This window comes from Paenibacillus sp. FSL H7-0716, assembly GCF_038002705.1.
GTDB lineage: Bacteria > Bacillota > Bacilli > Paenibacillales > Paenibacillaceae > Paenibacillus_AQ > Paenibacillus_AQ odorifer.
On record NZ_JBBODA010000013.1, the window covers coordinates 1 to 12,231 of the forward strand.

Below are 12,231 nucleotides of genomic sequence, written 5' to 3' on the forward strand. Positions count from 1 at the left end.
TTCGCGGCCAGCCCCTCGTCTCCACGGGCAATGGGATAACGCACCATTGCCCGCACCATATACCAGCGGCTCCAGACCGCTGGTACCAAGAGCAGCGGCAGCTCGTAGTAGGCGTAGCCTTCGATTAGAGCTGCCAGCAAAGAAGCTTTAAACAGCAGGAGCAGCACGCAGGCGAGTACGCCCATCGCACCCACACGGCTGTCCTTCATAATCTCCAGGGCACGCTCCCGTGGCCGATAGCTGAGCAGACCATCTGCGCTGTCCATCCAGCCATCAAGATGCAACCCGCCAGTGAGGCCTACCCACAGAATCAGAGTGAGCACAGCTGCTGGCCAAGCAGGTAAAAGCAATCCCGTCAGGGCTGCTCCAGCAGCTACACACAGCCCAATTGCTGCGCCTACCATGGGATAGAAGATTACACTCCGGCGCAACAGTTCAGGAGAGAATCCCGGATCACCTTTTACAGGAAATCGGGATAAGAACTGAAAAGCAGCTACGGCCGCATCCCTACGCTCCCTCATAAACGATACTCCCTGCTCTTCAGCTCAATCGGAATTCCAACAGTTACTAGAAAGACCTGTTCGCATTGCCGAGCGATCAGGGCGTTCATTCGTCCCGCCAGATCACGATACAATCGGCCAAGCGCATACTCTGGAACAATCCCGTCGCCAACCTCATTAGTGACCAGAATAAGCGTCCCTTGAAAAGAACGCACACTGTCTTCAAGTCTTGTTATTTCACTCTCAACAAGCTCTTGTCTATTTTCAAAACCCTCCACGGCCAATAATGCATTGGATAACCATAAGGTCAAACAATCTACGAGCACCGCTTTTTCACCCGATAATCGCTTTAGCAGATCTGGTAAATCATACGGTTCCTCAAGCGTCTCCCAAGCGTAACCACTTTCCATTCGTTGATGCTGATGCAGAGCAATCCGTTCCTTCATTTCGTCGTCAAAGGCCTGTCCGGTTGCTACATAGAAGGCCTGATCTGCCAGTGACTGTATCAGTTTTTCTGCAAAACCACTTTTCCCGCTACGTGCGCCTCCCGTTACAAGAATGCTCATCGTTGACCAGCTCCAGAGATGCCTGCACTTTCAAAGGTTGCCATTTCGCTCAAAATGCGGCAGATCGCCTCGATTAAATGAAGGCATAATACGCCCCCTGTTCCTTCACCCAATCGTAGACCTAGGTTAAGCAGCGGTTCAAGTCCAAGCTGCTCCAGCATTAGCTTATGACCCCGTTCTCCTGATACATGAGAGGCTATCATATAAGCGATGGATTCAGGTGCAAGGGCTTTTGCCACAAGCGCTGCCGCCCCCGAAATAAAACCATCCAAAATGATAGGTGTCCGATTAGCAGCCGCACCAAGAATCAGTCCCGCCAAGCCAGCGATTTCCAGTCCGCCAACTTTAGATAATACATCCAACGGATCTGCTGAATTCGGCTGATTTACCTTTAAGGCGCGTTCCACCACTGCAATTTTATGTAGTAAACGTTCATCATCAATTCCCGTTCCTCGTCCCACAGCTACTTCAGGGGCTATTCCTTTGAGAGCACATAGAATGGCAGCACTAGCCGTAGTATTTCCAATGCCCATTTCGCCTGTTATAAAAATCTCCGTTCCGTTCTTAACCGCTTCCTGCGCAACGCTTATCCCAACAAGAAGAGCATTCATGGCATCCTCACGACTCATCGCAGGTCCCACAGCCATATTATCCGTTCCCCGGCGCACTTTACGATCAATCAGATCGACATGACTAAGATCGCCGTTTATGCCGACATCAACAAACTGTACCTCTGCCCCAGCTTGACGTGCCAATACATTCACAGCCGCTCCACCGCTGAGAAAGTTATGGGCCATCTGTAGCGTGACTTCCTGTGGAAATGCGCTAACCCCTTCGCAGCACACCCCATGATCAGCAGCCATCACAACAACTGTTCGTTTGGTGAAACTAGGCTGCTCCGTACCCGAAATTCCAGCGAGCTTAACAGCCAGAGGTTCCAATTGTCCCAAACTGCCCGGAGGTTTGGTCAGAATGTTCAGCCGATGCTCCGCCTTGAGGATGGACTGATCATCAGCCGGAATGATTTGTTTAATTACGTCTTGAATATCTGAAAGCATATAATTACGACCTCCTATTAAATGTATCCGTATAACCTATTCTATCTCATATTCGCAGAAAAGCCCCCATCTATGATAGAGGGGGACTTCTAGAATTACAACTTCACTTTCATAAAATCTTCGATTCTCTCCAGCGCCTCCGTCAATTTTTGTAAGGAAGCGGCATAAGAGCAGCGAATATAACCCTCTCCGCCTGCTCCAAAAACATGACCCGGAACCGCAGCGACACCGACCTCCCTGAGCAGCTGCAAAGCGAAGTCTTCTGATTTCATTCCGGTATGAGCGATGGAAGGAAAGGCATAAAACGCACCCGCAGGTTCATGGCAAGGTAGTCCTATGGATCGAAATCCACTAACCAGCAGCTTTCTCCGCTCATCGAAGCATTGCTTCATATGTTCCTTATGCTGCATTCCGTTGCGCAATGATTCAATCGCAGCAATTTGACCGAGCACGGGGGCACACATCGCAGTGTATTGATGGATTTTTAGCATCGCAGCAATTAATTCTCGATTGCCACAAGCATAACCCACTCTCCAGCCAGTCATTGCAAAAGCTTTGGAGAAGCCGCTAATCACAATCGTCCTTTCCAGCATCCCGGGAAGAGAGGCGATGCTGACATGCTGACTGTCATACGTAAGCTCGGCATAAATTTCATCTGAAATGACCAGTAGGTTATTCTCTTTTACAATCTGTGCAATCGGCAGCCAGTCTTCATAAGTCATTACTGCACCTGTAGGATTAGTCGGAAAATTTACCATAAGAAGCTTGGAACGCGGGGTAATCACCTTCCGCAACGCTTCAGCAGTAAGCTTAAACCCCTGCTCGGCCGATGATTCTACCTCCACCGTAACCCCCCCGTTCAAATGGGTAATCGGCGAATATGCGATATAGCTCGGAGAAGGGACGATAATCTCATCCCCGGGTGTAATGAAAGCTCGTAATGCCAAGTCCACAGCCTCGCTGCTTCCCACCGTAACCATAATCTCATCGTTTGGCTCATAACGAAGCTTGAAACTTGTGTGCAGATAAGAAGCGATCTCCTCTCTAAGCTCCAGTAAACCGGAATTTGGTGTATACATCGTTTCCCCATTGTTCAAGGCACGAATACAGGCAGCTCTTACATGCTCCGGTGTAACGAAATCTGGTTCCCCTACACCCAGCGATATAATATCCTGATTCCCCGCACTTAGGTCAAAAAAAGCCCGAATCCCCGAGGGTGCAATCTCCCGCACACGTGGAGCAATCAATTCATTATGCATGGCTGTACACCTCTTCTTTTGCACTCTTTTCCGTTAGGGAAAGGGAGATGATTTCGTCCAGCAGTCCGCTGAAGGTGTAGCCTGCCGCTTGCGCGCTTTTGGGTAAAAGACTGGCCTTCGTCATGCCTGGTAACGTATTCACCTCCAGCACATAAGGAATCCCCTCTTTAAGCAGCATATCAACCCGTGCATACACGCTACATTTTAGTGCTTTGTAACAGCTCAAGGCAGCCTCGCGTACCCGCTCATGCACCTCAGTAGGCAATTCAATGACCCGTTCATCTGCCCCGCCTTCTTCATACTTAGCACTGTAATCGAACCACTCGGCATTTGCTGAGGTAATTCCCAGAATAGGCAGCAGCTCTCCGTTTAGAATAGAACAGGTAATTTCTTGGCCTTGAATGTAGCTTTCAATCAAAATCGACTGATCACAGGCAAAAGCCTTCTGCACTGCACACAACAGCTCCTCGCTGCTGCTCACTTTTTCCATTCCGATACTCGAGCCGCCTGAACATGGCTTCACCATAACAGGATATCCGAGCCGTTCCACCTCTTCAGCCGAATAATCCTTTATGCTGTCCCAGCATAGCCAATCTGCTGTATTGACGCCTGCGCAGCGCATAAGCTTTTTGGAGAGATCTTTATCCATGCAAATGCTGCTAGACAAAACCCCGCTGCCCGTATACGGAATCCCCATCGTCTCCAGCGTTCCCTGAACCGTACCATCCTCGCCGTAAGCTCCATGAAGTGCAAGCAGTGCGATATCGATCCCTTTTGCCTGCTCAATAAGCTCCTCACGCTTGGTGATCACAATTGGAATAATTTCATATTTATTGGGGTCTAGATTCTTCATTATTTCTCTACCGCTATTCATGGATACCTCATACTCTGAGGATACCCCGCCCATAATTACGCCTACCTTCATCTCAAGCACCTCTTTATCCCATTAGTTGTCGAGCAGTTCTGCCAATAATCTCAATCCCCTTGCGGATATCCTCATCCGTCACTCTGGAGAAACCGATCCGTATCGTATTTTGACCCTTACCGTCTGTAAAGAATATATCTCCTGCTGTAAAAATAACCCCTTGCTCATGACAGGCCGCCAACAGCGTCCTTGTATTAAAGCCCTCCGCGAAGGTTACAAAAAGATGCAGGCCACCGTCCCCTGACAGCGCCGTATAAGGAATAAAATCCTTGCAGCATTGCAGGGTTAATTCATACTTTCGTTTGTATTCCGCTCTGGCTTTTTTCAAATACTTCTCTAAATGACCACCCAATAAATACTGATACAAAATGGATTGATCCAGCGTCGAGGTGTGAATGGTACGTGCACGCTTGACGCTTTCGAGGGAATTGATCAACTCCTGATCCGCCAGCACCCAACCTACACGTAGTCCCGGAAATAATACCTTGGAGAAGCTGCCGAGATAAATCACGCTGTTGCCGCTGCCTGCTGCTGCGATAAGTGGAGCCACATGTGAGCCCGAATATCGTAATTCCTCGTTAAAACCATCCTCAATCACCGGGACTTGGTAGCAATTCATCAGCTTCATTAGCCGCTGTCTTTTCTCTGGAGACATTACAATTCCGGTTGGATTATGATAAGAAGGGACGAAGTATGCACAGTCAAAAGCTTGCTCTTGCAATGCTTTCTCCAGCTCCGCCAAATCAATCCCATCACGCTCCATCGAAATCCCGGTGATCTCAAAACCGTTCAGCTTCAAATTTTTGATCGCTGTATGATGCGTCGGATTCTCACAAATGACCGAACCATTTTTTTTACTCAGAGCAGATAATACAATATCGAATCCCTCAGTAAAACCATTGGTGATCAATATATCCTTGCCCCTCATTTCAACGCCCTTGTGCTCCATATACTGCTTCAAATAGTCTATTAAAGGCTTATACCCTTTGGCATAGCCGTAATTTAGCAGAACGTTGCCTTCTACCGACATCCGATCCATAAAGGATCTCTTCACATTATCCAGATCAAAAAGACTCTCATCAGGCGCTATGCTGGTGAAGGAGATCGTCCCCTTCTCCGCTCGGATCCCGCGCTTCATGATATCCAGTTCCTCTGCCAGCACCGCGTGATCATTGAGACGTGACTTCCAGTCCATCGTCCAGGAAGAGATCGTTTCACTGCCGGGCGGCGTAGCTGCAACATAACTTCCTTGCCCTTGCACGGCATAAGCAAAGCCATCATCCTCAAGCCCTGCATAAGCAGAGATTACGGAGTTGCGGCTAACCTTAAGCAATGTGCTGAGCTCTCGTGTGGAGGGCAGCTTTTGATTGCCTTGCAGACCGCCTTTTATGATTAAGTGCTTCATATAGTCTTTAATTTGTATATACACCGGCCGTCCGGCTATGAGCTTAAAATCCTTAAACATCTCTCAATCGCCCCCATGACTATCATGGCACAATCACTCGCTTAAAAAAAGAACCACAGCCATGGGATTTTAATCCGGCTGTGGTTCTATGAGAGGACAAATGCCCAAAAAATCAAGTTACAGCTCTATGCTTCAATCACAAGCTCCCCTTCTCCAGCAGGAATCTCAAAACCATTTAAAAACCGGGTTAGTATCTCCTCAGTAATCGGAAATGCGGCATTGGCGTCAAAACGTTCACTCCGGATAAGCAGTCTCTGACGCAATTCATCTGGCTGAACCTTTAAGTGAATCAGTTCCCACACGCCACCATAACTCTCAATGAGTTGCTTGTAATCGTTCCGTCTCTGACGTTGCCAGAAGCTGAAATCGATGACAACATGGTGTTTTCCCTGAAGCAGATTCACAAGCTCCCCCCGCAGCTTTATCTCCGACTCTTCCTTATAGGACTCATAATTCTGCTCTGAATAATCCACCCCGAAACGGCCGTGCGTGGCCCAAATATCTTCATCTATCGAAAGTCTGGCGAATCCCTCTTTCTCCAGCTTTTTAGCAAAGGTTGTTTTACCCGACCCCGCTACCCCGCACATCATCACTACGATGGAAACAACACTCGTACGCTTTTGCTGAAGCAATTTTTCAATAACCAACTTTTCGCTCAGCATTATAAATGCATCTCCCTTCCGCTTGATGGTATACTCATCGTTACAAAATACTTTCTCAAGGGATTGTGATAAGGATATGGTGAAATCAGTCCAGCAGACCTCCTAAAATGAAAAACGAAATAATTTTAGGAGGTCATAATAAATGAGTTTTAACCCGATTGTCATTGATAACTGGAGTAGAAAACCCTATTTTGAACATTATTTAAACAATGTCAGATGCACCTATAGCATGACCGTAAATATCGATATCACCCTTCTACTGTCAGAGCTTAAGCATATGGGAATTAAGCTGTACCCAGCACTAATCCACATGATAACTACGGTGGTGAACCGTCATAGTGAATTCCGCACATGTTTTGATTCTGAAGGTAGAATAGGTTATTGGGATAGCTTGTCACCTAGTTTTACAATTTTCCATGCTGATGATAAAACTTTCTCAAGCATCTGGACTTCGTACGGTGAACAGTTTAATGATTTCTATAACCGTTATCTCGATGATATGAAAATGTACGGAAGCGTGAAACAATTTATCGCTAAAGCAAACGAACCACCGAACACCTTCCCTATCTCTAGCATTCCGTGGGTCAGCTTCACGAGCTTTAACTTGAACGTGTATAACGAAGGAACCTACCTACTTCCCATCTTTACGATAGGGAAATATTTTCAGCAAGACAAAAAAATACTATTACCCATCTCGGGGCAATTCCACCATGCCGTGTGCGACGGTTACCATGCCAGCATGCTGTATAATGAATTACAATCACGTGCAGATACCTATAAGGAATGGTTACCTAACCTCTAATTAACCACGTTATTCAGCTGACTGCGAACGATAGTTCAAACATAAAGGGCTCCACCTATTAGGTTTTCCTAATGATGTGGAACCCTTTTTCATGTAATCATCCTTTTTCCACAATATCAGCTTTATCAGCTGACCATTGTCCATGCTGCCAGAGTATTTTTAGTACCATTACATTCCCTGGAGAAGGAGCCACTGCACTGTAGAATGTGAGGTCAGGAACTAACTGTGCAAGTAAATTCCTGATTACACCCCCATGCGTCACTACCAATACTCTATTCGATGTAACCTCACTTTTTTTCTCCTTGATAGCACAGCATCCAAATGCAGCCATAGCAGCTTGACCTAGATCCAACAGGAAACTACGCAACCGTGCATCGAATTCTGTCCATGATTCTCCTTCTGGCGGTATAACCTTTGAAGGATCATCAATCCAACGTCTATATAGAGAGTTATCTTTCAGCTGCTCATAGGTATAGCCTTCCCAAGCTCCGAAGTTCATTTCACGAAGCCGCTGATCGTAAACAGCGTCCTGCTCTCGTGAAGGTACTACGAAAGCCAAGGTCTCCCGACATCTTAGCAAATCGCTACAGAACACACGCCAAAAACCACCTGATAACTCAGCCTGCATGCAGATCTGCTGCTGAAGTTGGGACAGCCGCTCACTTGCGTCAGGAAGCAATGGAAGATCCGTATGTCCCAGGTAACGATGCTCAACATTCCATTTCGTCTGCCCGTGTCGGATAAGCACCAGCTCAAGCTCTATAGAGGGAATTGCCATACCGGCGCTCAGCCTCCAATCCATATCCATGCCGCAACCGCACATAGACCTACAAATATTGAAGAGCAGAGCATCATCATCCGCGAGGTCTGGATGATATCATCCGGTTCCATCGTACGTACCGGATCACCCATATAAGCCCGAAAAGAAGCGACGCCATGATACACATTTTCGCCTCCGAGTCGGATGCCTAGTGCGCCAGCCACAGCTGATTCTGGATAACCGCTGTTAGGGCTTGGATGTAGATGTGCATCCCGCTTCACCATTTGCAGGCATCTGAGCCAATCCAGACGAAGCATCCCTGCACATAGCGCCAAAAGCAATGCCGTAATTCGTGCCGGGATAAAGTTAGCAACATCATCGAGCCGGGCAGATGCCCAGCCGAGATCACGGTATTTATCATTCTTATAACCGACCATTGAATCGAGTGTATTGACCGCCCGATAAGCCATAGCAAGCGGCGCACCGCCAATCAGCGCGTAGAAAAGCGGAGAAATAATCGCATCTACAATGTTTTCTGCTACGGTCTCCACCGTTCCACGGACAATTTCCGGGGCGTCTAGAGAAATAGTATCACGTCCCACGATCATCCCCAACGCCTTGCGGGCAGCAGGGATATCGCCCTTCTGCAATTCCACGTACACCGCTATTCCTGCATCCTTTAGTCCCTTGGAGGCAATCGTGGTTGAAATCAACCAAGCCTCGGCTATCCAGACGAGCCACGGTGAGATAGATGACAGCAGCCATAGCAGGATGGCTGTCAGTGCCCAAGCACCGCCCGCCACACATAGCGGAAGTAACACCCCTGCTCTGCGCAGGCTTTGCGGGCGGGACCATAAACGACGGATCGCCCGCTCCAGAGCCGTGATTGCTTTGCCCATACCAATTACGGGATGAGGCAGGTTACGAGGATCACCTACGATCCGGTCAATCACATAAGCCGCAAGCAACACCAAAGCGATTGTCACAAGCGATCACCTCTGAACGAGCTTCCACATCTCCAGCTATCCATTCTCATTAGCTGTCCTTCCTTGCCTGCACCGACAGCAGGCTGCCCGTCACAGCGCTATATACAAGCCGGCCGATAGCGCCTCCAAGATCGGTCGCTGTTCCGGCATATACATGCTCGGCGCTGTATCGCCCGCTTTGGCTCACAGCGAGCACAATAGCATCCGTAGTTGTGCCGGTTGCGATCAGGCCATTCTCGGGATCGGTAATCCCGAGATCTGCCAGCGCAGCAGCTTTGGCTTCGACAGCTGTCTGCACAGCATTGACCATGGCCGCCGGTGTCAGGCGGCCATCCATGCAGAGCATGATGTTAATCGTACCCGGCCGATACACAGCCAGCACATTACGTTCCACACCTGCGCGCGCAGCATTTCCTGCGGCGGCTGTAACGCAAACAAAAATCCCCGCTGAACCCGTGTCCTCTTCAGCTACCGCTGCATGCTCTAGCGGCACAGCCGTCATCAGACCGGCACAGCCGGATAAAGGATAACCCCAATCGTGCAGCTTATTCTCCATATCCTGGACAGGATCACTACATTCGTAATTGCGATCAACATATAAATTGACGGCCCGCTGCAGCCGGTTCATTCCTCCGCCGTAGAACGCGCTCGATAAACCATCAGCTTCTGCTGGCAGCTCCAGCAGCAGATGCTTATCCTTCCATTGCAGAGCAAGCCCTGGCCAGACGGCCGGACGATACTCCCTGATTCCCCCTGTAAGATTAAATGGAATCTTCACTTCCACCATAGCCGATCCCGCTCCTTTCACCGCTCATTTCTTTCATTGAATACTTACAACCATCCGCGAAAGGATGCCCCGCTAATCGCACTGTCAGCTCGCTCCGCACATAGAGTCATTAAACACTACATCCACCTGTCACTTAGTCGCTAGAATCTCCGCCATCTGCAGCAAAAGGCGGGCATTATCCTCATGTCCCTTAACGGCAACTCGAATATGCTCAGCACCTAACCCTGAATACATAGCGCAGCTGCGCACTAGTATACCTGCGCGGCCAAGCCTAGTCTGAAACTCAGCCGCGCTCCATGGTGATGGCAAACCACAGAGCAGAAAGTTGGCTTCTCCCGGTGGGACATCGCAGCCCAGCTGCATAAGACCCTGCCGCAGCGTTTCGCGTTCTGCTGCAATAAGCTCACGCGTGCGCTGTTCATAGTCACGTCCACTTGTAAGGCAGGCTTCCCCTGCCAGCAGCGCCAAGCCGTTCACACTCCAGGTGACCTGCTTTCCGCTCATCGCCTTCGCCAGCTCCGGATGCGAAATTGCAAACCCGAGACGCAGTCCGGGAATTGCATAAAACTTCGTCATCGACCGCACCAGAACCGTATGCGGAAACTGCTCCAGCTCCGGCAGGAGTGTATTTCGCTCTGACTCCGGGATAAAGTCAATAAAAGCTTCATCCACAGCCAAATAAGTCCCACAGCTTTCAGCCTTCTGCGCTAACAAGCGCAGTTCCTCCACCGCATACTGAACGCCATTGGGATTATTCGGCTGTCCGAGAAATAACAGCTCCACCTGTTCAAGCAGCCCGGCAATCTCCTCCACTCCAGCGCGGAAATGCTGTTCCTTTGTCCCCTGAACCGATAATACTTCAGCGCCAAATTGTATAGAAAGCTGCTGATACTCAGAGAAACAAGGCTCCACGATGCCAACCTTTTGCGGAGCTATCGCCAGCAGCAGCAAAGCCATAGATTCCGCTGCTCCGTTGCCTACAGTTAACCAGCTATTATCTACGCCAAGATTTTCCGCCAGCAGACGTTTAAAGCGTCGGTGTCCAGGATCCGGATATGCCACCACCGTCGACAGTGCTGTTCTGAGCAGCTCCAAAACTTGCGGTGGAGGACCGAGCGGATTGATGTTGGCACTATAGTCGAGAAATGTGCCCCCAGCTTCTCCATAGAGCTCCGCTGCCGTCAGCAAATCACCGCCATGCCCATATTTTTCAAGCATAATTACACTCCCTCTATCTACTTTCTCTAGCACGATATGTATGTCATTGCCACCATTATTGACTCTTTGCCGGAAGAACGTCAATGCTTTCGCAGAAGGAACCAGCTAAATCCCCTGCTTCCCCCAAACCGACATGAATCTCAAAGATGTGATCTCTTTTGTTAAAAAACCGCTTTTGGTTTAAAATGAAGGTTGTAATCAATTTTGCTGCGACGGAGGAATTCACTATGCTTTTTATTGATAACACAGGGATTACTGACGCATCCATCAATTTGGCGATTGAGGAATATGCGCTGAAGCACTTGCCGATGGACGAGAGTTACCTGCTTTTTTATATCAACAGCCCATCCATCATCATCGGGAAACATCAGAATACTATCGAAGAAATTAACCAAGAGTATGTAAAAGATAATAATATTCAGGTCGTACGTCGTCTATCCGGCGGTGGAGCTGTTTATCACGATCTTGGAAATTTGAACTTCAGCTTTATTACCAAGGATGACGGCCAATCCTTTCATAACTTTTTGAAATTCACCCAACCGGTCATCGATTACCTGCAAAGCATGGGCGTTAACGCCGAGCTAAGCGGAAGGAATGATCTGCAAGTTGGTGAGCAAAAGATTTCCGGTAACGCTCAGTTCTCCACACGCGGACGTATGTTCAGCCATGGTACCTTGATGTTCAATCTTAATTTAGATGATGTACAAGCCTCTCTAAAAGTGAATCCAGAGAAGTTTAAATCAAAGAGCACCAAATCCGTACGCAGTCGTGTAGCGAATATCAAAGAGCTGCTGGGTACAGATATGACGATCGAGGAGTTCCGCGCCGGCCTGCTGCGTTCGATCTTTGGCATGGATTCTTCTGAGGTTCCTCAGTACAAGCTGCAACAAGCCGACTGGGACAAAATTAACGAGATCTCCAAGGAGCACTACCAGAACTGGGACTGGAACTACGGTCTGTCACCAAAAAGCAACGTTAAGCACACGCGCAAATTCCCTGCCGGAATTATTGATATTCGGATGGATATTGAAGATTCCCTCATTAAAGACATCAAAATCTATGGTGACTTCTTCGGAGTCGGTGACGTAGTAGATGTTGAAAATGCACTTCGTGGCAAACGTTATGACGAGGCTGAGGTTAGAGAAGCATTAGCTGATCTCGATTTGAAGCATTATTTCGGTCGTATTGAGCCGGAGGATTTTATCGGATTGGTCTTCCTAGAGGAATAGGATGAATTCACTGG

At 48.5% G+C, this 12,231-nt stretch carries 13 protein-coding genes; 2 read left to right on the plus strand and 11 right to left on the minus strand.

What is annotated here, in order from left to right; genetic code table 11:
- From MHH60_RS17200 to MHH60_RS17230, 7 genes are all read right to left on the minus strand, one after another.
- Positions 1-521 (minus strand): adenosylcobinamide-GDP ribazoletransferase (locus tag MHH60_RS17200; RefSeq protein ID WP_341161151.1); only part of this gene is annotated, 521 nt, incomplete at its 3' end.
- The gene (gene cobU / locus MHH60_RS17205; protein WP_076137512.1) at positions 518-1,066 is read right to left on the minus strand and encodes a bifunctional adenosylcobinamide kinase/adenosylcobinamide-phosphate guanylyltransferase; all 549 of its coding nucleotides are present in this window, start codon (positions 1,064-1,066) and stop codon (positions 518-520) included. The genes MHH60_RS17200 and cobU, both read right to left, overlap by 4 nt.
- Positions 1,063-2,124 (minus strand): nicotinate-nucleotide--dimethylbenzimidazole phosphoribosyltransferase, encoded by a 1,062-nt coding sequence (gene cobT / locus MHH60_RS17210; protein WP_076137514.1) that lies wholly within the window; start codon positions 2,122-2,124, stop codon positions 1,063-1,065. The genes cobU and cobT overlap by 4 nt, the downstream gene beginning before the upstream one ends.
- Positions 2,125-2,219: 95 nt before the next feature.
- The gene (locus tag MHH60_RS17215; protein ID WP_076137516.1) at positions 2,220-3,383 is read right to left on the minus strand and encodes an aminotransferase class I/II-fold pyridoxal phosphate-dependent enzyme; all 1,164 of its coding nucleotides are present in this window, start codon (positions 3,381-3,383) and stop codon (positions 2,220-2,222) included.
- A complete protein-coding gene (locus MHH60_RS17220) occupies positions 3,376-4,308 on the minus strand; it encodes a D-alanine--D-alanine ligase (protein ID WP_076137518.1) in 933 nt (310 codons plus the stop codon). The genes MHH60_RS17215 and MHH60_RS17220 overlap by 8 nt, the downstream gene beginning before the upstream one ends.
- 13 nt (positions 4,309-4,321) lie before the next feature.
- On the minus strand, positions 4,322-5,773 hold the full coding sequence (gene pdxR / locus MHH60_RS17225; protein WP_076137520.1) for a MocR-like pyridoxine biosynthesis transcription factor PdxR: 1,452 nt from the start codon (positions 5,771-5,773) through the stop codon (positions 4,322-4,324).
- Between the two features lie 125 nt (positions 5,774-5,898).
- Positions 5,899-6,435 (minus strand): AAA family ATPase, encoded by a 537-nt coding sequence (locus MHH60_RS17230; RefSeq protein WP_076137522.1) that lies wholly within the window; start codon positions 6,433-6,435, stop codon positions 5,899-5,901.
- Positions 6,436-6,577: 142 nt separating this feature from the next.
- On the opposite strand from MHH60_RS17230, the gene catA reads away from it, so the two are divergent.
- Positions 6,578-7,237 (plus strand): type A chloramphenicol O-acetyltransferase, encoded by a 660-nt coding sequence (gene catA / locus MHH60_RS17235; protein ID WP_076137524.1) that lies wholly within the window; start codon positions 6,578-6,580, stop codon positions 7,235-7,237.
- 97 nt (positions 7,238-7,334) lie between these two features.
- On the opposite strand, the gene MHH60_RS17240 is transcribed toward catA, so the two are convergent.
- From MHH60_RS17240 to cobD, 4 genes are all read right to left on the minus strand, one after another.
- Entirely contained in the window at positions 7,335-8,015 is a 681-nt protein-coding gene (locus tag MHH60_RS17240; protein WP_076137526.1) for a histidine phosphatase family protein, read from the minus strand.
- Positions 8,016-8,023: 8 nt separating this feature from the next.
- Positions 8,024-8,983 carry an adenosylcobinamide-phosphate synthase CbiB gene (gene cbiB, locus MHH60_RS17245; protein ID WP_076137528.1) on the minus strand — a complete coding sequence of 320 codons (960 nt, stop codon included), beginning with the start codon at positions 8,981-8,983 and terminating at the stop codon, positions 8,024-8,026.
- A 49-nt stretch (positions 8,984-9,032) separates the two neighbouring features.
- Complete coding sequence (locus MHH60_RS17250; RefSeq protein ID WP_076137530.1) at positions 9,033-9,770, minus strand: adenosylcobinamide amidohydrolase; 738 nt, start codon at positions 9,768-9,770, stop codon at positions 9,033-9,035.
- Positions 9,771-9,899: 129 nt separating this feature from the next.
- Positions 9,900-10,988: a threonine-phosphate decarboxylase CobD gene (gene cobD, locus MHH60_RS17255; RefSeq protein ID WP_076137532.1), complete on the minus strand. Its 1,089-nt coding sequence runs from the start codon at positions 10,986-10,988 to the stop codon at positions 9,900-9,902.
- A 227-nt stretch (positions 10,989-11,215) separates the two neighbouring features.
- Between cobD and MHH60_RS17260 the strand changes: the two genes are divergently transcribed.
- Positions 11,216-12,217, plus strand: a complete 1,002-nt coding sequence (locus tag MHH60_RS17260) for a lipoate--protein ligase (protein WP_036681778.1) — start codon at positions 11,216-11,218, stop codon at positions 12,215-12,217.
- The last annotated feature ends 14 nt before the right edge of the window (positions 12,218-12,231 follow it).